The organism is Vibrio echinoideorum (assembly GCF_024347455.1).
Lineage (GTDB): Bacteria > Pseudomonadota > Gammaproteobacteria > Enterobacterales > Vibrionaceae > Vibrio > Vibrio echinoideorum.
This window is the reverse complement of sequence record NZ_AP025483.1, coordinates 2,622,984-2,644,118: the sequence shown is the minus strand read 5'-3', so window position 1 is coordinate 2,644,118 and position 21,135 is coordinate 2,622,984. Positions and strand designations below refer to the sequence as shown.

Sequence of the window (21,135 nt, the reverse complement as noted above, 5' to 3'; positions counted from 1 at the left end):
ACTACTTTATGAAGTTAGCTACTCTATGAGTAAAGTGACCAGTGCTGACTTTGAATACGAGCAATGAAGTGGCGTAGATCGCCTTCAAGCGGTCGATCTTCAACAATAAACTCAAACTCTTTGAGTACTTCGTCGCGAATGTGCTTTAGGTTTTCACTCATGTGGTGCTCATCAAGCTCATTGTGACGTTTACGAAGTTCAAGTGCTTGTGTACCCGCCAGAAGTGATGCTGCTGCCACTTGTTCCGTTAGCTCTAAAACGCGTAAACAATCACGAGCAGCAATGGTACCCATGCTGACTTTATCTTGGTTGTGACATTCAGTAGAACGAGAGAACACGCTTGCTGGCATGGTGTGTTTTAGTGCTTCTGCCGTCCAAGCCGAAACACCGATCTGTACTGCCTTGAAGCCGTGGTTGATTGGCTTACGCTCGCCTTCTGCGCCTGTTAGGTTAAATGGCAGTCCGTTGTTGAACTTGTAATCCATCAACTGTGCCATTTGGCGATCAAGCAGATCCGCAAGGTTGGCTACTGCTGTTTTTAACGTATCCATCGCCATGGCAATATGGCCGCCGTAGAAGTGTCCACCATGCAGTACGCGTTCATTATCACCATCGATAATTGGGTTATCGTTGGCGCTGTTGAGCTCATTCTCAATCATTTGGCGAAGCCAAGGCAGAGAGTCTTGAACGACACCGATAACATGTGGAGCACAACGCAATGAGTAACGATCTTGCAGTCGGTCACTGTTGCGAGGTGGGCGTTCTGCTTGAAGGTCGTCGCGTAACCACGCTGCAATTTGTTGTTGACCAGGGTGAGGCTTCACTGCAAACAGCGCTTCATCGAAGTGGAAGTCATTACCTTGCATACCCACAGACACCATTGCCGTGATCTTAGTCGACAGTTGAGTTAGGTATTCAGCGCGTTTGTAGGCGATACAGGCTAAGGCTGTCATCACTGACGTGCCATTCATCAACGCTAGGCCTTCTTTGGGCTTAAGCTTGATAGGGTTAATGCCTAGTTCTTTGTAGACATCACTGGTTGGGCGAACTTCGCCTTTATAGATAACATCGCGCTCGCCAATTAGCGTTGCTGCCAAATAAGACAAAGGCGTTAGATCGCCACTGGCGCCGACAGAGCCTTCTTGAGGAATACGCGGTGAGATATCTTGGTTGATCAGGGTAACGATTTGGTTGAGCAGATCGTGAGTCACACCAGACACACCTTGTGACAACGAACAAAGACGCGTTGCTAACACTGCGCGCGCTTGCTCGTGAGACAAAATTTCGCCTAAACCACAGCCGTGAAAACGCGTTAGATGCAGTGGTAATTCATCGACAAGGTTCGGCGGGATCGCAACGGTACATGAGTCACCGTAACCCGTTGTTACGCCATAGATTACGCCTTCTTCTTTTAGAAGGCGTTCTAAGAAAGCAACACCGCGGTCGATTTTTGATGTGAACTCGTCACTTGAGTTCATCGAGGCTTTTGCGCCTTGTGAGATAGCGACAACGTCCTCGATAGTGAGGCGTTCGGCACCAAAAGTGATGCTATTTGGATTCTTTTTCGTCATGGTGCTGGTTGCTCAATGTCCAAAAGTTAAAAAAGTTGTACCACTGAAGCGGTGCTTTCAGTGTGTAGTGCTGAAGTCGGTTTGCGTATTTTTGCACGACTTGCTGTAAAGATTGTTCGCGAGTCTTTCTTGGTAGCTCGATCTTGTCGCTAAAATGCTCGAAATAAACATTAAAGTGCGGTTTTAATTGAGTGTCATCACGTAGACCAAACAATAGAAACACGGGCGCTTTAAGTATAGAGGCTAACATAAATGGCCCTTGAGGAAAGGGGGCTTCTTTACCCAAGAACTCAGCCCATACCGAGCGACTTTCTTTGCTGGTGGAGGTTCTATCGCCCACAATCACAATCCACTCGCCTTGTTCCAGTTTCTGCTGCAACAAGATAGCGGTATCTGGCCCCATTGAGGTCACTTGGATTAGGTTTAAATCAGACTGCGGGTTGACCGCTTTCATTACCGAATTAAAACGCTCAGCGTGTTCGGTGAAAACCAGCGCATTGATTTTGATGTTCGAGTGTCTGCGACCCAAAGCTCGGCACAGTTCGATATTGCCAAGGTGAGAACCCAGAATTAGCACACCTTGTTGGTTGGCGACCATGCTCTCAAATTGCTCTTGACCATGTATGGTGAGGTTATCGGCTGAGAAATCACCTTTCCACGCGGCTAACTTGTCTAGCATTGTATGGCCAAATGAGAGCAGGTGGTTATAGCTGGTTAATTCAGTCGGCAACTCAATGTTTTGTTGCTCAGCGTATGCCTGAAGCTGAAATAGGTACTGTTCTGAGGCGTTTCGTGCACGTTTGCCCGTTAGATGGTAGTAACGCATCACACCGCGCAAAATCAGATTAAATACGCCTCGGCCTAACAAGGTATAAACGGCCAATAACAGTTTGATGCCAAGTACTGTTCCGCGTTCTTGAGTGCGTGACCAGTGTGGTTGCTCTGAACCTTTCTGTTTTGAATTTATCTGTTTTGAATGTACCTGTTTTGAATTTGCCGAGGAACCTTGGCTATTTTCAGCTGGCAAACTCTTAGCTGCAGATAAACTCTCGGCAGCAGATAAGCTATCGGCGGAATCTGATTTGAAATGACGAGCAATCAATTTTGGTGCTCTCGGCAGCATGCCGAAGAACAGTCTTGTGTGCATCCAACTGATTTTTACGTTATCCCACAGCGCGTCGAAATGAGAAACACCATTTTCAGGATAAATAACTCGCGTCTCAATAAAGTCGATGTCGCAGCCTTCCCAATACAGGCGAACCAGTATCTCGATATCGAAGTCCATTCTTGAGCCGACATCATACTTGTTGAGCACTGTTTGAGTTTGGTTTATTGGATACGCTCTAAAGCCGCACATGCTGTCTTTAATCGACAGAGATAGGGTCTCTATCCATACCCAGATGTGTGTCGCGTAGCGTCCGTACAGCCTGGCTTTAGGCACGCTATCGTCATAGACCGGTTGACCAGAGATAAGTCGCTGGGGCTTAGTTTGTGAAGCTTGGATTAATGCGGGCAGGGCATCTAAGTCGTGTTGGCCGTCTGCATCAATTTGGATGGTGTGGCTAAAGCCGAGCTCTTGCGCTCGCTTGATGCCAGCCTTTACTGCACCACCTTTACCTTGGTTCTGCTCAAGTGTCACCAGAGTTACGCTTGGGTTATCAGCAAGGGGAGTCAAAAACTGTTTGGTTGCGAGTTCACTTCCATCATCAACAATAATAATCGGCAGTTCGAACTTAAGAAGTGATGAGACCACAGCTGGCATGGTGGCACCGTGGTTAAAGCACGGGATTAGGAAGCAAGCGTTGTAGCTGCTTTCTTTTAGCGTTTGTTGAAAAGCCGCCTCGGCAGGAGCGCTATTCACTTTTCTCTCCCAGCTTCATTTTTCCTGATGAGTGGGTTTGTTCGCCGTTGTTCGATGTGTAACTGAAGATTAATTTATCTTTATCGGCTTCCCATTTAAGTGACAGTACAATGGTGGAGTCAGGTAGGATCGGCTCTTGGAACTTGATGACTTCCATGCCTTTAAAGTAACCAGGGACACCTAGCTCTTGAACTGCGTAGTGAAGTGCCCAATCAATCTGTGTAACGCCAGGAAGAATAGGAAAGCTCTTGAAGTGCCCCTTAAAATCGGTGATGTCTCCAGTAATTTGGAGTGTCAGGGTCGATTCTTTCTCTGCAGTGTCAACATCAATGACGTTTGGTTTTCTCTTATCCATAGCGCGTGCTTAGAATCCTTGGGCTGAAAATGGGTGTTCTGACAAAAATATAAAAAGACAGTCTCAGTGTAAAATACGATCAGCGGTTTCTATGATTTTATTAGCTGTTCGATGTGAGACGTTAATCGCTTACCTTGGCTGTTGAGTGGAATCTCGTCAACAATACGATACTTTCTTGGGATAGCGATCGGTTCTAACCACTTTCTAAGTTCTGAACGCAGCATCAACCAGAATTTACCTTTACTCATGGTGGCGAGAGTTGCTTGGCCTTCCTCTGATAATACTAAAACAGAAGCTAAGATTAAGCGCTCAGGTTCTTCAAACGGAATGACGACACATTCGGTTATCCAGGGTAGTTGTTCTAATCGTTTTTCCACTTCTACCAGTGATACTCGTTTCTCTTCTATCTTGATCACTCGGTCGGTTCGGCCTTTCAATATAAATTGATTATCCGAAACCATTTCGCACTCATCGGCGGTTTGATACCAGTTGTTTTTGTCGATGTACGGCGACAATAACTTAATGCAATTCTCACTGTTGAGACTAGCCTCAAGACAGTCAAAAAGTTGCCAAGGCGTTTGAGCGCTCTCTTGCTGACGAAATGCGATGCCACCGGTTTCTGTGCTGCCAAACACCTCGATAGGTAGATGACCAAGCAGGCTTCGTGACTGGTGAGCCGATTCGGTGGGTAAAGGGCCACCGGAAGAGAACACAGCAGCTAGCTGTGCAGACTTTGTCTCGTGTTTTAATCGTTTGAGTAGCGCAGGGCTGCTGATCAGCACACTCTGTTTGTTAGCGTGAGACAGGATCTGCTCAGGGTACTCAAGGTTGTTTCGAGCAAATGGAACACCAGAACAGAGTGGCCATAAGATTCTAAACAGCAAACCATAGAGATGTTGATGTGAAACCGTACTGTGAACTCGATTACCCTTGAGTAATTTGTCCCAGTTCTTATCTAGCTGAGCAGTTTCTATATCTAGATGTTCTAGTGTTTTATTGATTGCCTTCGGCGTACCACTTGAACCTGAAGTAAACAGGGTCAAGTGGATTTCAGCCAAATCAATGGTCGTAAGGTTACCGATTAGAGGTTGTTTTGGCTCCGTGTTTGAGTCCAATAAATTTTGGATATTGCGAACATCACTAACCTCAACTTCACCAATAGAGTCATCAACTAACAGGCAGTCAAAGTGTTCACTCAACTCGGCAAGTGCACAAGGTTGATAGTTACCTGGTAAGATGATGTGTTTGTTGGTTACCGTACATGCCAAAAAGGCCACAGAAAATAGGTAGCTGTCTTGGGTACAAATCGCGACTCGTTGAAAAGGGGATGAAGATAAAAGGTCTACGAGTCGAGATAAGTCGTCGTTAAATGTTTGCCACGTAATCTCGCTATTGTCGTCAAAGCAGACAATAGAATCTGGCGATCTGTTCTGGCTGAGAAGCGCAGACAAGGAAGTGTAAGAGACGGTTTGGGTCATAACAATTTAACTCTGACGAATGCGTTGTCTAACTACCCACTCACCCGCAAAGAGTAACCCGGCAAACAAATAGCTGAGTAGGCCATTGTATAAGGTCCAGATTTCAAGTGGTTGGAAGCAAGTGTAAAGCGCGATTGAGCCATTGATAACGAAGAACAGACACCAAACCTTGGTGACTTTTCGCGTGTAATCAACGCCACTTTGCGGAAGTTCAGGTTCTTGGAGACGAGCAAGGCGCTCGATAATCGTTTGAGGTTGCCATAGGCTTGAAGTAAATACAGCCAACATACAAACATTAACGATGACGGGGTAATAGGTTAACCAACCATGTTGCTTGAAGGTTAATCCTAGTGCTAGCAGAACAATTCCGGCACTTCCGCTGATCCAAGCTAAGTGTTTTAGCTCTTTTATTTTAGCCTGCCCGCCAGAGAAAATGCGGACAGCAAAGATAACGGCCAAGACGATACCAACGGTTTGTAGACCAAACTTGTTGATTCCAAAGTAAACCGCTATTGGATAAGTGAAAAGTATGATTGCCGACAGTAAAGTCAGCAGAGGACGCATTATGCGTCCTTCAAAAGTTCAACCACAGACTCTACAACGTCATTAACGGTGCGTACTGCTTTGAACTCTTCAGGTTTGATCTTCTTACCTGTTACGTTCTGTAGATGAACGACCAAATCGACAGCATCAATGCTGTCTAGGTCTAGATCGAGATAAAGGTGTGCTTCAGGAGTGATATCTTCAGCATCAAGCTCAAACAGCTCAATCAGCGCATCTTTAACCTGGTTGTATACTTCTTGTTGGTTAGCTTGTGTCATAAAGATCTGTCTAGTTGTTCGTTTGAGATGAGATGTAATTCGCTAGGTTTTCAACCGAGGCAAAGTGCTGGCGAGTGTTTGAATCGTCGGCATCGATGATAATGTTGTACTTTTTCTTGATAGCAAGACCAAGCTCAAGTGCATCGATAGAATCTAGTCCAAGTCCATCACCAAATAGTGGAGCTTCTGTTTCAATTTCATCAATGCTCATATCTTCAAGGTTTAACGCGTCGATGATTAGTTGTTTCAGTTCGTTGTGTAATGTTTCCACTTTGGCCTACTTAATGCTTTATCTAAATGCTGCTTCAATGGGGCGATTCTACATTATGCGATGTATTTTCGAAATGCCGATATCGCCTGCTGTTTATTGATTATCTAAATGTTTTCTTCGGAAGGGAAAATAGTATATGCAAGATGATGATTAAGGCGTCTTGCTGCCGAAGTTAAGTTGTTCGAATTCTCAATAAATGGTGCGACTTCTATTTTACCTTTCACCGCAATATGAAAAAAGGGTTTCGTCGCAGGAACTTGATACCATTTTTTCTCTTTCGTTAAGAATGTCGGAGAAACCGTAATATGAATCACGCGTAAATCGGTTTGTGTTCGAGTAGCAATTTGCGCCGCACCACGTTGTAATGATGGTTCAATTCCTGGTGTTGTGCGAGTCCCTTCGGGAAAAACCAGTAGTACATTGCCACGAGAGAAACGTTCTTCACAGCGTTCTAAAAGATCGTCAGGTGCTTGGTTTGGTATATAACCTGCCGCTTTAACGATCCTCTTCATAAAAGGGTTTTCCCATATTGCCGCTTTAACGAGGCAGTCACACTGAGGCAATTGAGATGCGATCAAAACATAGTCAATCAAGCTCGGGTGGTTGGCTACGATGATGCAGTTGCGATCTTCGCGCAGCAATTCGGCGCCATCAATTCTGTAATCAATTGCGCCTGTAAACTTCATGATTTGGCAAAAGGCATTGAATGAAAAACGAATCAGTCGTTGAGCCTTAAGCTCTTTTTTAATGGTGTTAGATGTGGTGAGTGCGATCGACGGCAAGATCAAGAAGCTGAGAACTAAGCCTCCTAGACCAAAGATGGAGAAGCAAAGCCCTGTCGCGAATACTCGCCAATATTGATCGACCTTACTCATTCTTGAGTTCCTGTTTTGGCGTTATTTGTCCAAGACCAAGTTTGATTTTTACCTGTAATTATCCAACGCTGTGTATCCAAAAGGATATGTTGCAGCGTTTGTAGGCCTTGCGGTAACTCTGAAAATGATTGGTTGGCTTCTATCGTTCTCGAAATAGAGTAGTCATCGCCGGCTGTGAGAATTAAGCCTAACGCGTAATCTGCGTAGTTTTGTGTCTCGTACTCTTGGTAGAGATCTGGCAGAGGTTGGTCGAAATCAATGACTAAAACACGGTGTGATGGATGCTGGTGGAGATAAAGGTACGCCTCAATCAATGCATTATGGAAGGTGTCTTGTCCGGCCGCTATTGAGGTCAGTGGAATCGGTGCTTTTGCGGCAATTGTTGTTAGGCCTGCTGCGGTATTGTGCACTGATTGGGAAAACGCCATTGGCGAGGCGTCATCACCTTCTAATATCGATTGAATTAATGTAGCCGTTCGGTGCAGTTCACCATGTCGACTGGCAAACACTAGGTAATCAATTGAGGTGTCTTTTAATAGCGTTAATGCGGTTTGGACCGCAAGCTTGCTTTGCACGCTCATTCGACGACGCATCATTGGAGGGATGGCTTTAAATTCAGTTGTACCATTATCTGGCCAAGCTAAATTAGTGCTCCATGTTTGCCATTCGGCATCAGAATTAAGACCGGCCGCATTTGCAGACCATTTCTCAATATTAAACGACATTAATTTGGATTGATTTGACATAGAGTATTGATTTGCTTTGGGTCTAACTAAATACTATGCGCGCTTATAAATAAACACAGGTAAGGAATTTAAATGAAATTACTAAAAATAGTCGTTTCAATATTGTTCATGTTGGTTCTTGCAGGCTGCGGACGTGTACAGCCAGTAATGAATGTTGAGGATACTCCAGTTGCACTGAATCTTCAAAGTAAACAGGTGAAATCAGCTATTTATGAATCAGCTAAGAACCGAGGTTGGTTGGTTTCAGAAATAAAGCCTGGCTTGATTCGTGCTGAGTTGTATGTGCGCTCACATCATGCTGTGGTTGAAATTCCTTATAGTGACAAGTTTTACTCTATTCTTTACGTTGAATCAGAGAATTTGAAGTACGACGATGGTGAAATACACCGTAATTACAACCGTTGGGTGAATAACTTAAACGTTGATATTAAACGTAAGCTTGCACAAATGTCAGCTGAGTAACCCTCCATTATTTAAAGTTAGGTTTTTCGTGTCGGAATATAAATTAGATCCATTCAACGCATTAGAAGCGAAAACAGAAGCGCAAAAATTGTCTTTCGCTCCCATTGTTTTTCATACCGCTCGCACACTTCGAGACCTAGGTATTTTAAAAGCCCTAGATGACGCGGGTAATGATGGCGTACCAGCAGAGACTATCTCTGAGGTAACCGGTGTGTCCGAGTATGGTGTAAAAGTTCTGCTTGATATGGCGTTAAGCGCTCATATTGTTACTTGGGAAAAGCCTAACTATAAAATGGCTAACCTCGGTTTCTACCTTTTGCACGATGGCATGACCAGCGCAAACATGGATTTCACAGCCGATGTTTGTTACGCCGCGATGATGCATCTAACCGAAGCGATTGAAGAAGGCACACCTGCCGGCCTGAAAGAACTGGGAGATTGGGAAACCATTTACCAAGGTTTATCTCAATTGCCAGAAAAAGCAAAAGAGAGTTGGTTTAAGTTTGATCACTTCTATTCAGACCGTTCGTTCCCTGTTTTGCTTGAGAAAGTCTTCAGCAAGAAACCTAAATCGCTGGTGGATATTGGCGGTAACACGGGTAAGTGGGCAATGCAGTGCTGCAACCACGACTCAGATGTTGAGATAACAATTGTCGACTTGCCACAGCAACTAGAAATGGCAATGGCAAACGCGACACAACATGGCCATCAAGACCGAGTGACGCCATTCCCAGCTAACATGCTCGACAAACAACAAGCGTTGCCTACAGGCGCGGATGTGTGGTGGATGAGCCAGTTCCTTGATTGCTTCTCGCCAATGGAAATTCTGAGCATATTAAAGCGTGTTCGCTCTCATATGTCAGAAGAGGCGACGGTCTATATCCTTGAACTGTTTTGGGATGCACAGAAATACGATGCGGCTTCTTATAGCTTAAACGCGACTTCTCTTTACTTCACTTGCTTGGCCAACGGCAACAGCCGTTTTTATCGCAGTGAAGATTTCTTAGAGATCGTTGAAGAAGCTGGCTTTGAAGTGGTGACCCGTACCGACGATATCGGCCTTGGTCATACGCTTCTTGAACTGAAAGCTGGCGCGCAATAAAAAATAACAAACATGGCTTAAATTAATGAAAAAACTGTCAACTCAAGTAGTGATCATCGGAGCTGGGCCATCAGGGTCTATTGCCGCGTCTTTGCTTCATAAAAAAGGCATCGATGTTCGAGTGATTGAAAAGAGCCTTTTCCCGCGCTTTTCGATTGGTGAAAGCCTACTACCTGCTTGCATGGAAGTGATTGAACAAGCTGGGATGAGCGAAGCGGTGGCTGACGCTAACTTCCAATTTAAAGATGGTGCAGCCTTTCGTAAAAATGGTGTGTACACCGCGTTTAATTTTGAAGATAAGTTCTCTGCTGGGCCGGGAACCACGTTTCAGGTTCAAAGAGGTACCTTTGATAAGGTGTTAGCCGATAGTGCTGAAGCGCAAGGCGTCAACATTGATTACCAACATGAGTTGATGGACATTAATTTCGCCGAAGATCGCTCTATCTTAGACGTACAAGTGCAGGATGGAGAGCGCTATCAAATAGAAGCGCAATACGTGCTAGATGGTAGTGGCTTTGGTCGAGTGCTTCCTAAAATGCTTAACTTGGAAGAGCCGTCATCACTTCCACCACGTAAAGCTATTTTCACACACATTCACGATCATATTTCAGAGGTCGAGACCGACCTGGAGTATGACCGTAACAAAATCCTGATCTCCGTGCATCCAACCAACCCTGATGTTTGGTATTGGTTGATCCCGTTTAGTAACGGTGTGTCTTCGTTTGGTATTGTCGGGGAGCCTAAGTTCTTTGAATCATACCCAGAAGACAAGATTGCCGCGATTAAGCAACTGGTAACCGAAGAGCCGGGTTTGGCTGAGATACTGGCAAATGCAGAGTACCCGAACCCTGCGGGTGAAATCGGTGGTTATTCTGCCAATGTGAAGCACTTGGCGACCGATAAATATGCCTTGCTAGGGAACGCCGGTGAGTTTCTTGATCCTGTGTTTTCATCAGGCGTGACGATTGCGATGAAGTCGGCTCAGTTTGCGGTCGAGTGCGTGGAAAAGCAGCTCAATGGTGAGAAGGTTGATTGGGACCGTGATTATGCGGATCCGCTTATGGTTGGCGTAAACACCTTTAGAACGTATGTTGAAGGCTGGTACTCAGGTACTTTGCAGGATGTGATTTTCTATCAAGCTCCAAACCCGAAGATTAAACAAATGGTGTGCTCAATTTTGGCTGGCTACGCATGGGATCAAACCAATCCTTATGTGAAAGAATCGCGGCGCCGACTGGCGACTCTTGCTGAGATATGCCGAAGCTAGGTTGTCTATTTAATCTGTGAGAACATTCTAAATCGCTATTAGGGTTAGCTTACAAACAAAAACAGCCGCAATAGCGGCTGTTTTTATATCTGGTCAATTTTGAGTAGATAGCTTTAATCATTAACGAATTAACGAATTAACGAATGAACCAAATCGAGCGAATCTCGCATCACTTCAAGTCGATACTGTTGAGTCGTCCCATAAACATAAGCAAATCAATCACATCTTTATGTGCATCAAGCAGTGCTCTCTTAGTTTGACTATAAGCGGCAAGTCGCCCGTGCTTTCTGATTGAGCACACTTTGGTTTTGTATTTGTAGTCGCCGTTGTCTGAGAATACACGCCACTTAGCGATGTAGCACTCGTCACGGTGTTCAGGATCGCTTTGGGTTGGATTAGGCTTGAATACAATCTTAGGTTCCAAACTATGCGGTAAGCGCGTCATAAGGTAAGGCTCTTTGAGGACTTTAGGCCAAAACTTACCCCAAAGCTGTCTGCCCAGTTCGTCTCTTAATTTGATGGTTTTCTTTAGTGCTTTATCCTCACCCATACGAACAAAGCCGACAGAACGATGCAGTACCGTATCGTCGGGAGTATGAATGTGGATTTTAAAAGCGGTTTTACCTTTCGAGATAAAGCGGTAACCGGTAGCACCAATTAGATTATTCAGGCTCATAGTTTGCTAAGTGATGATTATATTATTAATAAGGTTACGACAAATACGCCAAAACCGAAACTAATCATCGTGAAAAAAATAAAGCCTTAACAAAAGTGCTAAGGCTATATTAGAAAGTATGAAACGTGAGTGTCGTTAACTACATGATTTTCTGCATTACATCACCAATTTGAATACTTCCAGCAAGGCTTGGTTGATCAATCGTCAGTTCAGCTTCGTTTTCGTAAACGCGAGAAACAGTGAGTGTGATATCACTTTGAGAGACTTTATTACGCGGTAAACCTTGTTGATCGATAAAAGAGCCGGTGTGCCACAGCTGCAGTTTGTCGCCTTGTTGGACGCCATGCATTCGACCTAAATCAATGGTCACAGTATTGCCAAACACAGCGGCAACTTCTGGAAGGGTGATCTTACATGACACTTCAGATTCTAAGTCCAACATAATATTGCGGCTGACGCGAAGCATCATGCTGCCGTAGGTAGATGCCCAGAAACGCGCACTACGTGTATCGACTTCACTGGTCTTAGCGAATGGCCATTTTGCCACCTCACGATAGCTACGGTTATAAACCTGATGACCTGTTTTGCCATCGAAGACTTGCATTTCTAAGGCAAACTGGCGGTTTATAATGTCGTCTTTTAGAAGCTTGGATTCAATGGTCGCAGTTAAATCGGTGATATCACCGCCGATAATGTACTGTGCTCCCGTGTCTTGTGCGATCATTTTGATGACTTCAGGTCGACGCCTGTCGATGTCGTAATTTGTCGTGCCAACAGAAACAAAGCTGCGAGATTCTTGAGCTAACTGTCGATCTACGACATGACTGAAATCATCACCGATGTTGTAGATTCTGCCCATCACCGCTTGTTGAGGGGAGGTCACGTCAATGTTGCCGACCAAAAATGTCTTCTTATATTGGCTTTCATGGCAAGCATTTGCCGAAGGGTAGATATCAACCCTTGCAGTAATCATTATATTGCCACCGCGTGTCTTCTCTTTATCTACCAAGATGTAGCGCACTTCGTGATTGGTAAACTGGAACTCTTTTTTGTTCGCATCCAGATAAGGCGTGAGGTTAGAGATGCTACCAATATCAGCCCCTGAGAACTGTACTGCTTTATATACCGCGTCTTCCAGGGCGTGGATCCTTGCGGCTTCCTCTGACGATACGATCGCTGCTGTACCGGTAACTTCATACCAAGAGGCATGAGCACTGAAGCTTATTGTTATCAGTGAACTTATTGAAAATAAGTAAGAAATTATTTTTTTCATCTATTCGTTACCAGTTGGGTATAAATATTGCTTAACAAATAACTATAAGCTTGAAGCTGACTTAAGTGCGTTTTTCTTAATCTGAACCATTAATGAAAAGCAAGGACTGTTCCAACATTGTAATCCATTGAAAAGAATAATGGTGAGAACATATTGGTACAGGCAGCACTAAATATATCTGGAGATAAGAGAATGAAAAAATGGCTCGTAGTAATGAGTGTCATGTTACTGACATCATGCGCTTATTCGCCAATCTATAACGGCAAATCTGAGTATTCAGGTAGTCAGTTTATGTTGATGGACAGCCCTCGTCATACCATGGATTTTTTCGTGGAAAGCATGACCGAAGATTTGATCGTCTCGAATACAAGTATTTCAGCAAGAACACCGATTGCGATTACCTCGTTTGTTGACCTGCAGCATATGGATACAACAAACTGGTTAGGAAATTCGGTATCAGAAGGCTTCATTCATCAGTTTCAGCGTCGCGGTTTCAAGGTTATTGATTTCAAAACGACAGGCTCTATCCAAGTGACTCACCAGGGTGACTTTGCATTAAGTCGCGACTGGAAAGACTTAGCTCAAGAGCAAGATGTCCAATACGTGTTGACGGGAACAATGCTTCGCCAAGAAGGTGGTGTTCTAGTGAATGCTCGTGTTGTTGGTATGCAAACTCGCATCGTGGTTGCTTCCGCACAAGGTTTCTTGCCCGCGGATCGCATTGGTCGTGACTTAGATACTTTGAACAGCATTCGAACTCAAGATGGTGTCATTATTCGCTCTGACCCAACCATGACTCAGCCTTACACTGTTATTCTTCGCCCTTAGGAGTTCGTGATGAAGAAGTTAATATTTGTTGTTGCCGCTTTATTGCTTATCGGCTGCCAACCTTTACAAAACATGAGGCCGGACGACTACTTAGTTGCCGTTGGTTACGCGAGTATCAGTGAGCAGAAAGGTCGTAACGACGAAGAGAGGCGTATTCGAGCGATGAGAGCCTCCAAAATTGATGCGTATCGTGAGCTTGCTGAGCAAGTTTATGGCATGAGAGTAAGTGGTCGAGCAGAGCTTGAGGACCAACGCCTTGGTACCGAACGAACTTCTGGTGCGGTTGATGGTGTAATCCGTGGTGCAGAAGTTGTGCGCAGTTACCCTGTTGGTGATAGCTATGTGACTGAGCTTCAGTTAGATATCCGTAAGATGGAACAACTGCGCAGTTATGGTGAAGTTCAAGCGGTGCCAGAGAAGAGACAACAAACGCTATTCTAGTTTTTATGACCATTTAAGTTATATGACCGACGAGTTGTATAAGTTGCCCTCGCTTTCCAGATGGCAGGGCGGCAATGAATAGCGCCTGTGAATGTAAAAGCGGCAAGTATGAAAATACTTGCCGCTTTTTTGTATTTACAGGTTTGCTGTGGAATCTAGGTTTTGTGTGAAATATAAGTTGAGTAGGGAAGTAGGGAAGTAGGGAAGCAGGGATTGGTGTTGCGAAAGGTACGGGGTGGATTACTGTACTGGCTAGAGAATAGAGAATAGAGAATAGAGAATAGAGAATAGAGAAAGGGAATAGAGAAAGGGAAGTGGCTGGTGGCTTGATTAGGCTTTCACGTTGGTGCCAAGCGTAGAAATCGTATGCGTTTGACCACCGGCATTGTAGGTCATGCCGATTTTTCCGTGGCTTTGCTGCATCATATTGCTGAGTTTTTTAAAGCTGAGGTGTGCTCGATTCAAGGCTTCACCATTTACCAGGTTCGCTTGATGGCAATCGTACACAATAGATTTGATGGTTTTAACTAACTGAGCTAGATCAGGATTCTCGGTCAGTTCAGAGATATTACTATGCGCTTCGATTCGTTGATCGGTTGTTCTTAGTTGTTCGACTAAGACAACTTTCTCTTTGGCAATTCGCTCAATATCATTTGATTGTCGGCTCGTAATAGCGGTTTTCTCTGAATTCAATAATTCAGATAAGGCTTTGGCATTTTGAAGTTGAAAATTAACTAAATCTGCTAGTGCCGCCATAATGTAAACCTATTAATAACCTCATGTACTTTAAGACAATAACTTCAATGAAAAGTTAGTATTTACTTAAAGGCCTTTTAATTCATCTTCGAACTTGATCATGTTGTCAGCCAGTTTTTCTGGATCAACAGTATATGAACCGTTCGCAATCGCTTCTTTGATCGCCGCAACTTTTACAGAGTCAAAACTTGGTTGTGCCGCCATATCTTGATGAAGTTGACCAATTGCTTTGCCTTGTTGGCTCAGTGAAACCGCGTCTTTGCTTGCTGGTGATTTAGTTGACACATCAGAGCGTGATGCCTCAGAGCTAGAATCAGAGCGTACCGATGATCGGTTAGTGGTCGTTAGGGTTTGCCCTGAACGAATATTATCAATGCCTGCCATAGTTAAGCCTTTTTTTTCAAAAATGGGAACCTGTACAGTCAATATCGACCAAGGATTCGATTACTTTAGCAATTTTTAGCTCAATAGTCGAAAAGGAACAAAACGACGCTGCGGTAATATTTTGCTCTAGAGTTGAGAAAAAATAATTAGCAGTACCGTCAATCTAAAGTGAAGCGTTAAAAGTACACCGTGACTTCAGACATGCTGGTAACTATCCCTTCAATTATACGCTGTGATTTATCATTTTTCACTCTTACTTGATCGCCCATAGATCCATCGGTGAGAGCAGTACCTTTGGTGGTAATGGTCATGCCACCTTTAACTGCTTGTATGATAACCTTCTCGTTTCGGCACACGACACAGATATCGCCTCTTTCGACGACATCACCCGGCCTGAGGTTTTTCTTTACCTTGGCGCCAATGACTTGTTGTGGGTTGGTGAAACCTTGACGACGAAATTTGTTAAGAGAAATCATGTCGGTGGTGACATCGTATTGGCCGACGATTTCGCCTCTTGCGATGGAGCGTGTGGTGGTAACGAGTGGCACTGACATTGATAAGCGTACAGGCACATAAACTCGCCATTCATCATCAATGCATTGCACTAAAACCGTAATGCTACTGCGGGTATTGGTGGTTGTAGAGGCGCTTGTCTCAAGAGAGACGGGGCAGTCTGTCGCTTTGATTCTTGAGTCAATATTTGCTGAATTTACAATGAGTTCGCCACCTTGTGGTTGTTCAACCGTATCAAGGATGTGTTGCTCCGCGGCAGACTTAATCATTTCAATTTGTTCTGGAGTCGCAGCTTGTATAAAAAAACTAAACAATATTGATAAAATGCCGATAAACTTAGCGACAGTTTTAAAAGTAGCTCTACACATTGCTATGGAAAAAGGAGGCAGATTCTCTTTATGATGCGTCATTCTGTTTCTCTAGTAGTTCGTAGCCTGCAGTAGACTAACACTTTTTATCCAAAAAAGTTTGATATGGAGATGAGCTCATGACGGGTATTCTTGATTCAGTGAATCAGCGTACGCAACTCGTCGGTCAAAACCGATTAGAATTACTAACCTTTCGCCTAATGGGGCGTCAGCGTTACGGCATTAATGTCTTTAAAGTAAAAGAAGTGCTTCAATGCCCTAAGCTGACAAAGATGCCAAACTTGAACCCACTAGTTAAAGGTGTAGCACACATTCGTGGCCAAACGATCTCTGTGATCGATTTGAGTTTAGCGATTGGTGGCCGTCCTACAACGGATGTTGAAAAGTGTTTTGTGGTTATCTCTGAGTTTAACCGAACCATTCAAGGTTTCTTGGTAAGTTCAGTTGAGCGCATTATTAATATGCACTGGGAATCGATTCTTCCGCCGCCGGATGGTGCAGGTAGAGCGAACTACTTGACTGCGGTAACCAACATCGATAACGAATTAGTTGAAATTCTGGATGTTGAAAAAATTCTGGCTGAGATTTCGCCTGTTGATGAAACAATGGACAGCAGAATCGCTGAAGAAATCGCAGAAGTCGAACAAGAGAAAGAACTGGTTCGTCGTATCTTGATTGCTGATGACTCAACCGTTGCTCGTAAGCAAGTTCAACGTGCTATTGAATCTATCGGTTTTGAGGTTATTTCTGTGAAAGATGGTAAAGAAGCCTACGAGAAACTGGTGCAGATGGCATCAGAGGGCAGTATTTACGATCAAATTTCATTAGTGATCTCTGATATCGAAATGCCAGAAATGGACGGATACACGCTGACTGCTGAGATTCGTCGTCACGCAGAACTTAAAGATTTATACGTAATTTTACACTCATCATTGAGTGGTGTATTTAACCAAGCCATGGTTGAGCGCGTGGGGGCTAACTCCTTCATCGCTAAATTCAACCCTGATGAACTTGGTGCAGCGGTTAAAACTGCGTTAACTAACTAAAAGAGACATTAATGACTGCTATAACAATAAGTGATCAAGAGTATCGCGATTTCAGCCGTTTCTTAGAATCTCAATGTGGCATTGTATTAGGTGACAGCAAACAGTATTTAGTGCGCAGCCGTCTAAGCCCATTAGTAACGAAGTTTAAGTTAGCTTCGTTATCTGATTTGTTGAGAGATGTAGTAACAGGTCGAAATCGTGAGTTGAGAGTGGCAGCAGTGGATGCTATGACGACGAACGAGACACTTTGGTTCCGAGATACTTACCCGTTTGCAGTGCTTGCGGATAAGCTTCTACCGGAAGTAGCGGCAAATAAACGTCCTATTAAGATTTGGTCTGCGGCAAGCTCTTCAGGCCAAGAAGCGTATTCAATGGCAATGACGATTCTTGAAACTCAAGCTCGTAAGCCGGGTATGCTGCCAAATGTATCGATTACTGCAACTGACATCTCAGCAAGCATGCTAGACATGTGCCGCACTGGGGCATATGACAACCTTGCGTTGGGACGTGGACTTTCTCCTGAGCGCCGTCGTACTTTCTTTGAAGATGCGGGCGATGGTCGCATGAAAGTAAAAGACAACGTAAAGCGCATGGTGAACTTCCGTCCACAAAACCTGATGGATAGCTATGCATTGTTAGGTAAGTTCGACATCATTTTTTGTCGTAACGTGCTGATTTACTTCTCGCCTGACATGAAATCAAAAGTACTTAACCAGATGGCAAATAGCCTCAATCCTGGTGGTTACCTTTTGTTGGGTGCATCTGAATCGTTAACCGGCTTAACGGATCGTTTTGAGATGGTTCGCTGCAACCCTGGCATTATCTACAAATTAAAGTAATTGCTAACACCAATATAAGGTGCAACGCTATTGTCTAATTTTAAAACCCAGCCAAGTGCTGGGTTTTCTTTTTCCTGCTTAACCTATATCTTTAAGTCAGAGTGACATTCCAATTTACTCTATTTTTTGGCTTGTATATTGCAAGTTTACCCATGAGTAACCTGTAAAAGTATTTGTGCTCCGCTTGTTTTTTAAAGTTGGTATACATATTGCTTTGGTTACTTCATAACAGTCAGTTCTTGAGTTGAGGTTTACATGGCTATTTCTTTTGACAATGCTTTAGGCATTCACCAACACACAGTTGGTGTACGTGAGCGTAACGCTGAGGTGCTTTCCACCAATATCGCGCAAGCAAACACGCCTGGGTATAAAGCAAAAGGACTAGACTTTAAGAAATCACTGCAAGCGGCAAGTTCTGGGGCAAGCATTGGTCTTAGCCGTACAGATGGTCGGCACATTTCTGCCTCAACAACGGTGAACGGGGAAACGAAGTATCGAATTCCTACCCAACCTGATACAGGAGATGGCAACACGGTTGATTTGGATTTGGAAAGAAACCTTTTCATGCAAAACCAAATTAGGCATCAAGCCTCTCTCGACTTCTTAGGAAGTAAGTTCAAGAATTTAACTAAAGCGATTAAAGGGGAATAATTAGATGAGTTTATTCAATGTATTCAATGTGACTGGTTCTGCGATGAGTGCTGAATCTGTTCGTCTAAATACGACCTCGAGCAACCTTGCGAACGCGGACAGTGTAAGTAGTTCTGCTGAAGAAACTTACAAGGCTCGTCACGCAGTGTTCGGCGCTGAGTTAAATAAAGCACGCAACAGTGGTCACACTGTGCCTGTGAAAGTATTAGGTATTGTGGAAAGCGATAAGCCGCTGAGCGCGGAGTACAACCCGGATCACCCATTAGCGAACAACGAAGGCTATATCTACAAGCCTAACGTGAACGTTATGGAAGAAATGGCAAACATGATTTCGGCATCACGTGCGTACCAAACAAACGTACAGGTTGCTGACTCGAGTAAACAAATGCTGCTGCGTACGCTGCAGATGGGTCAATAAGGATAAGGAGGTAGCACATGGCTGGAATCAACAACAATGTTGGTCAAAGCGGCTTGTCCTATGTTGACCAGCTGAAGAGTCTTCAAGATGGTACTAAGAAGCCCGACGAAACAACAGGTAAGCAGGATCTTAAACAAGAAGACTTCTTATCTTTGTTGACTAAGCAATTAGCCCAACAAGACCCTTTCAAGCCGGTTAGCAATGACCAGATGATTGCGCAAATGGCTTCATTTGCGACCGTAGATGGCATTGGCAAAATGAATACACAGTTTGAAAGCTTGAATTCATCAATGACTTCTAACCAAGCATTACAAGCCTCTTCTTTGGTTGGCCGTGATGTATTGGTACCTGGTGCGGCAGGTGTAAAACCCGGTGATGGCGGTATGGCGTCAATGGTTAAACTTCCTCAAGCCATGGAAAATGTAATGGTCCGTGTTGAGAACGAAGTTGGACAATTGGTTCGCACTTTTGATATCGGCTCTAAACCATCAGGTGATACACGTGTTGAATGGGACGGAAAAGACGAAGACGGTAACCCATTGCCGGCCGGTAAATACAACGTGAAAGCGTCAGGTTTATTGGATGGTGAGAACACAGAGTTCCAAGTTTCAAGTTATGCGAACGTGAACAGTGTGCTTCTTGGTAAGGGTGATGGCAACGTACTACTCAATCTGGCTGGTTTCACATCGCCAGTACGACTTGCTGAAGTACTAGAAGTTGGTAAGGCGTAGCGCTTTATAGAGTGATTATGCTAGCTAGATAGATTAGGAGAATATTGGAATGTCATATGTAGCTTTAAGCGGTCTATCCGCTGCACAATTAGACCTGAATACAACCAGTAACAACATTGCGAACGCAAACACATTTGGCTTTAAAGAGTCGCGTGCAGAGTTCGGTGATGTTTACTCAAGCTCGTTGTTCACTAACGCAAAAACGACTGCTGGTGGTGGTGCACAAGCTGCCCAAGTCGCGCAACAGTTCCATGAAGGTTCAAGTATTTACACGAACAACCCAATGGACTTACGTGTCAGTGGTACAGGTTTCTTTGCAGTATCGAAAGATCGTATGGTGCCAGAGATCAACGAACTAACGCGTAACGGTGCATTTCACCTAAACAAAGACAACTACATGGTTACGGCTAATGATGAGTTTCTGTTAGGTTATGATGTTGATCCTAACTCGGGTGAAGTTCTTTCTTACGCACCAAAGCCTCTCGACATTCCTGCTGAATTTGGTAAGCCAAAACAGACAGAAAACATTGAAGTAGGGGTTAACCTTCCTGCAAACGGTGATCTTAAAGACCCGGCTGCATTTAACTTCGAAGATTCTGATACCTATAACCGTGCAACGTCTTCGACGGTATACGATTCTATGGGTCAGTCTTACAAGTTAACGACTTACTACCTCAAAGATCAGACGCAACCAAACACTTGGCAGACGTATTACACCATGTCAGATGAGAACGGCGAAAAGCCGGTAAACATTACTGGTGGTGATGCGACGAATGCACAAGGTCATGTTGGCCACACAATGAAGTTCAATAATGACGGTACGTTGGCGAGCCTTAACAATGGTCAGCCAATTAACTCTGAAGCATTAGGTGCAGGCCCTAACCCAATCGATTTGAACGGTGCTGATCCAACGCAAGTGCTGAAGTTTGGTCTAGATTCATCAACTCAGTTTGCCGCTCCATTTGAACTGACTAAGTTTGATGAAGATGGCGCGACAACAGGTTTCTTAACCAAAATCGATTTCGATGAGTACGGCAGTGTTTTAGGTACTTACTCAAATGGTGAAAACGTGATGCTTGGCCGTGTAGGCTTGGTTCGTGTACCCAATGAGCAAGGCCTAGATAAGAAAGGCGGCACTCAGTGGGATTCTACTAATGACTCAGGTTCTAAGATCTGGGGTGAATCGAACAAAGGTTCATTTGGTAGTATCAACAACGGCTCGTTAGAGCAGTCGAACATCGATATGACTCAAGAACTGGTTGATTTGATTTCTGCTCAACGTAACTTCCAAGCGAACTCGCGTTCTCTAGAAGTACACAACCAACTACAACAGAATATTCTTCAGATTCGTTAATCGTTTCGAGCGTTTGAATCATCTGCGAATACCCAATTCAATGTTATT

The 21,135-nt window shown here is 44.2% G+C and carries 25 protein-coding genes; 11 read left to right on the top strand and 14 right to left on the bottom strand.

The genetic code is table 11. The annotated features are described in order from the left end of the window. Positions 1-23: 23 nt before the first annotated feature. The 9 genes from OCV36_RS11910 to OCV36_RS11870 all read right to left on the bottom strand — a co-directional run bounded on the left by OCV36_RS11910 (position 24) and on the right by OCV36_RS11870 (position 7,957). Positions 24-1,571 (bottom strand): HAL/PAL/TAL family ammonia-lyase, encoded by a 1,548-nt coding sequence (locus OCV36_RS11910; protein ID WP_135455401.1) that lies wholly within the window; start codon positions 1,569-1,571, stop codon positions 24-26. Next, a complete protein-coding gene (locus tag OCV36_RS11905) occupies positions 1,549-3,432 on the bottom strand; it encodes a glycosyltransferase family 2 protein (protein ID WP_135455399.1) in 1,884 nt (627 codons plus the stop codon). Before OCV36_RS11905 ends, OCV36_RS11910 begins: the two co-directional genes overlap by 23 nt. After that, entirely contained in the window at positions 3,425-3,787 is a 363-nt protein-coding gene (locus OCV36_RS11900; RefSeq protein WP_017076625.1) for an ApeI family dehydratase, read from the bottom strand. The genes OCV36_RS11905 and OCV36_RS11900 overlap by 8 nt, the downstream gene beginning before the upstream one ends. Before the next feature lie 89 nt (positions 3,788-3,876). Beyond that, positions 3,877-5,265 carry an AMP-binding protein gene (locus OCV36_RS11895; RefSeq protein WP_135455397.1) on the bottom strand — a complete coding sequence of 463 codons (1,389 nt, stop codon included), beginning with the start codon at positions 5,263-5,265 and terminating at the stop codon, positions 3,877-3,879. 6 nt (positions 5,266-5,271) lie between these two features. Further along, the gene (locus tag OCV36_RS11890) at positions 5,272-5,829 is read right to left on the bottom strand and encodes a COG4648 family protein (RefSeq protein WP_135455395.1); all 558 of its coding nucleotides are present in this window, start codon (positions 5,827-5,829) and stop codon (positions 5,272-5,274) included. Further along, on the bottom strand, positions 5,829-6,086 hold the full coding sequence (locus tag OCV36_RS11885; RefSeq protein WP_004739745.1) for an acyl carrier protein: 258 nt from the start codon (positions 6,084-6,086) through the stop codon (positions 5,829-5,831). Before OCV36_RS11885 ends, OCV36_RS11890 begins: the two co-directional genes overlap by 1 nt. Positions 6,087-6,096: 10 nt before the next feature. Then, positions 6,097-6,357 carry a phosphopantetheine-binding protein gene (locus OCV36_RS11880; RefSeq protein WP_102445120.1) on the bottom strand — a complete coding sequence of 87 codons (261 nt, stop codon included), beginning with the start codon at positions 6,355-6,357 and terminating at the stop codon, positions 6,097-6,099. Between the two features lie 104 nt (positions 6,358-6,461). Next, positions 6,462-7,232 carry a lysophospholipid acyltransferase family protein gene (locus OCV36_RS11875; protein WP_135455393.1) on the bottom strand — a complete coding sequence of 257 codons (771 nt, stop codon included), beginning with the start codon at positions 7,230-7,232 and terminating at the stop codon, positions 6,462-6,464. Beyond that, positions 7,229-7,957 (bottom strand): beta-ketoacyl synthase chain length factor, encoded by a 729-nt coding sequence (locus OCV36_RS11870; RefSeq protein WP_135455577.1) that lies wholly within the window; start codon positions 7,955-7,957, stop codon positions 7,229-7,231. Before OCV36_RS11870 ends, OCV36_RS11875 begins: the two co-directional genes overlap by 4 nt. A 93-nt stretch (positions 7,958-8,050) precedes the next feature. Here OCV36_RS11870 and OCV36_RS11865 point away from each other — a divergent pair, with 93 nt between their 5' ends. From OCV36_RS11865 to OCV36_RS11855, 3 genes are read left to right on the top strand one after another with little or no spacing between them, the layout of a single operon-like run. Then, complete coding sequence (locus OCV36_RS11865; RefSeq protein ID WP_017076619.1) at positions 8,051-8,440, top strand: hypothetical protein; 390 nt, start codon at positions 8,051-8,053, stop codon at positions 8,438-8,440. A gap of 28 nt (positions 8,441-8,468) precedes the next feature. Beyond that, complete coding sequence (locus tag OCV36_RS11860; RefSeq protein WP_135455391.1) at positions 8,469-9,542, top strand: methyltransferase; 1,074 nt, start codon at positions 8,469-8,471, stop codon at positions 9,540-9,542. Between the two features lie 25 nt (positions 9,543-9,567). Then, on the top strand, positions 9,568-10,809 hold the full coding sequence (locus OCV36_RS11855) for an NAD(P)/FAD-dependent oxidoreductase (protein ID WP_135455390.1): 1,242 nt from the start codon (positions 9,568-9,570) through the stop codon (positions 10,807-10,809). A gap of 169 nt (positions 10,810-10,978) precedes the next feature. Here OCV36_RS11855 and OCV36_RS11850 read toward each other — a convergent pair whose 3' ends face one another. Both OCV36_RS11850 and OCV36_RS11845 read right to left on the bottom strand, forming a co-directional pair. Next, entirely contained in the window at positions 10,979-11,485 is a 507-nt protein-coding gene (locus OCV36_RS11850) for a hypothetical protein (protein WP_017075189.1), read from the bottom strand. A 139-nt stretch (positions 11,486-11,624) separates the two neighbouring features. Then, on the bottom strand, positions 11,625-12,758 hold the full coding sequence (locus OCV36_RS11845; protein ID WP_017075190.1) for a flagellar assembly protein FlgT: 1,134 nt from the start codon (positions 12,756-12,758) through the stop codon (positions 11,625-11,627). A gap of 192 nt (positions 12,759-12,950) precedes the next feature. Between OCV36_RS11845 and OCV36_RS11840 the strand changes: the two genes are divergently transcribed. Both OCV36_RS11840 and flgP read left to right on the top strand, forming a co-directional pair. Further along, complete coding sequence (locus OCV36_RS11840) at positions 12,951-13,586, top strand: FlgO family outer membrane protein (protein ID WP_017075191.1); 636 nt, start codon at positions 12,951-12,953, stop codon at positions 13,584-13,586. A gap of 9 nt (positions 13,587-13,595) precedes the next feature. Then, a complete protein-coding gene (gene flgP / locus OCV36_RS11835) occupies positions 13,596-14,027 on the top strand; it encodes a flagellar assembly lipoprotein FlgP (protein WP_135455388.1) in 432 nt (143 codons plus the stop codon). Between the two features lie 330 nt (positions 14,028-14,357). Here flgP and OCV36_RS11830 read toward each other — a convergent pair whose 3' ends face one another. The 3 genes from OCV36_RS11830 to flgA form a co-directional block, all read right to left on the bottom strand. Further along, positions 14,358-14,783, bottom strand: coding sequence for a flagella synthesis protein FlgN (locus OCV36_RS11830; protein WP_017073275.1), 426 nt, complete (start codon positions 14,781-14,783; stop codon positions 14,358-14,360). Positions 14,784-14,849: 66 nt separating this feature from the next. Further along, positions 14,850-15,167, bottom strand: coding sequence for a flagellar biosynthesis anti-sigma factor FlgM (flgM, locus tag OCV36_RS11825; RefSeq protein ID WP_032497647.1), 318 nt, complete (start codon positions 15,165-15,167; stop codon positions 14,850-14,852). Positions 15,168-15,343: 176 nt separating this feature from the next. Beyond that, positions 15,344-16,090, bottom strand: a complete 747-nt coding sequence (gene flgA, locus OCV36_RS11820; protein WP_135455386.1) for a flagellar basal body P-ring formation chaperone FlgA — start codon at positions 16,088-16,090, stop codon at positions 15,344-15,346. Positions 16,091-16,167: 77 nt separating this feature from the next. Here flgA and OCV36_RS11815 point away from each other — a divergent pair, with 77 nt between their 5' ends. From OCV36_RS11815 to flgE, 6 genes are all read left to right on the top strand, one after another. Beyond that, positions 16,168-17,094 (top strand): chemotaxis protein CheV, encoded by a 927-nt coding sequence (locus tag OCV36_RS11815; RefSeq protein WP_017073277.1) that lies wholly within the window; start codon positions 16,168-16,170, stop codon positions 17,092-17,094. Between the two features lie 11 nt (positions 17,095-17,105). Next, positions 17,106-17,933, top strand: a complete 828-nt coding sequence (locus OCV36_RS11810; RefSeq protein ID WP_017073278.1) for a protein-glutamate O-methyltransferase — start codon at positions 17,106-17,108, stop codon at positions 17,931-17,933. Between the two features lie 255 nt (positions 17,934-18,188). Then, a complete protein-coding gene (gene flgB / locus OCV36_RS11805) occupies positions 18,189-18,584 on the top strand; it encodes a flagellar basal body rod protein FlgB (protein ID WP_004736175.1) in 396 nt (131 codons plus the stop codon). A gap of 4 nt (positions 18,585-18,588) precedes the next feature. Continuing rightward, positions 18,589-19,002 carry a flagellar basal body rod protein FlgC gene (flgC, locus tag OCV36_RS11800; RefSeq protein WP_004736176.1) on the top strand — a complete coding sequence of 138 codons (414 nt, stop codon included), beginning with the start codon at positions 18,589-18,591 and terminating at the stop codon, positions 19,000-19,002. A gap of 17 nt (positions 19,003-19,019) precedes the next feature. After that, positions 19,020-19,733: a flagellar hook assembly protein FlgD gene (gene flgD / locus OCV36_RS11795; protein ID WP_017073279.1), complete on the top strand. Its 714-nt coding sequence runs from the start codon at positions 19,020-19,022 to the stop codon at positions 19,731-19,733. A gap of 49 nt (positions 19,734-19,782) precedes the next feature. After that, positions 19,783-21,087 (top strand): flagellar hook protein FlgE, encoded by a 1,305-nt coding sequence (gene flgE / locus OCV36_RS11790; protein WP_102550776.1) that lies wholly within the window; start codon positions 19,783-19,785, stop codon positions 21,085-21,087. The last annotated feature ends 48 nt before the right edge of the window (positions 21,088-21,135 follow it).

Coding starts and splice junctions, on each gene's coding strand:
- OCV36_RS11910 (WP_135455401.1), bottom strand. CDS start 1,571: ATGACGAAAAAGAATCCAAATAGCATCACTTTTGGTGCCGAACGCCTC.
- OCV36_RS11900 (WP_017076625.1), bottom strand. CDS start 3,787: ATGGATAAGAGAAAACCAAACGTCATTGATGTTGACACTGCAGAGAAA.
- OCV36_RS11895 (WP_135455397.1), bottom strand. CDS start 5,265: ATGACCCAAACCGTCTCTTACACTTCCTTGTCTGCGCTTCTCAGCCAG.
- OCV36_RS11890 (WP_135455395.1), bottom strand. CDS start 5,829: ATGCGTCCTCTGCTGACTTTACTGTCGGCAATCATACTTTTCACTTAT.
- OCV36_RS11885 (WP_004739745.1), bottom strand. CDS start 6,086: ATGACACAAGCTAACCAACAAGAAGTATACAACCAGGTTAAAGATGCG.
- OCV36_RS11875 (WP_135455393.1), bottom strand. CDS start 7,232: ATGAGTAAGGTCGATCAATATTGGCGAGTATTCGCGACAGGGCTTTGC.
- OCV36_RS11870 (WP_135455577.1), bottom strand. CDS start 7,957: ATGTCGTTTAATATTGAGAAATGGTCTGCAAATGCGGCCGGTCTTAAT.
- OCV36_RS11865 (WP_017076619.1), top strand. CDS start 8,051: ATGAAATTACTAAAAATAGTCGTTTCAATATTGTTCATGTTGGTTCTT.
- OCV36_RS11855 (WP_135455390.1), top strand. CDS start 9,568: ATGAAAAAACTGTCAACTCAAGTAGTGATCATCGGAGCTGGGCCATCA.
- OCV36_RS11850 (WP_017075189.1), bottom strand. CDS start 11,485: ATGAGCCTGAATAATCTAATTGGTGCTACCGGTTACCGCTTTATCTCG.
- OCV36_RS11845 (WP_017075190.1), bottom strand. CDS start 12,758: ATGAAAAAAATAATTTCTTACTTATTTTCAATAAGTTCACTGATAACA.
- OCV36_RS11840 (WP_017075191.1), top strand. CDS start 12,951: ATGAAAAAATGGCTCGTAGTAATGAGTGTCATGTTACTGACATCATGC.
- flgP (WP_135455388.1), top strand. CDS start 13,596: ATGAAGAAGTTAATATTTGTTGTTGCCGCTTTATTGCTTATCGGCTGC.
- OCV36_RS11830 (WP_017073275.1), bottom strand. CDS start 14,783: ATGGCGGCACTAGCAGATTTAGTTAATTTTCAACTTCAAAATGCCAAA.
- flgM (WP_032497647.1), bottom strand. CDS start 15,167: ATGGCAGGCATTGATAATATTCGTTCAGGGCAAACCCTAACGACCACT.
- flgA (WP_135455386.1), bottom strand. CDS start 16,090: ATGACGCATCATAAAGAGAATCTGCCTCCTTTTTCCATAGCAATGTGT.
- OCV36_RS11815 (WP_017073277.1), top strand. CDS start 16,168: ATGACGGGTATTCTTGATTCAGTGAATCAGCGTACGCAACTCGTCGGT.
- OCV36_RS11810 (WP_017073278.1), top strand. CDS start 17,106: ATGACTGCTATAACAATAAGTGATCAAGAGTATCGCGATTTCAGCCGT.
- flgB (WP_004736175.1), top strand. CDS start 18,189: ATGGCTATTTCTTTTGACAATGCTTTAGGCATTCACCAACACACAGTT.
- flgC (WP_004736176.1), top strand. CDS start 18,589: ATGAGTTTATTCAATGTATTCAATGTGACTGGTTCTGCGATGAGTGCT.
- flgD (WP_017073279.1), top strand. CDS start 19,020: ATGGCTGGAATCAACAACAATGTTGGTCAAAGCGGCTTGTCCTATGTT.
- flgE (WP_102550776.1), top strand. CDS start 19,783: ATGTCATATGTAGCTTTAAGCGGTCTATCCGCTGCACAATTAGACCTG.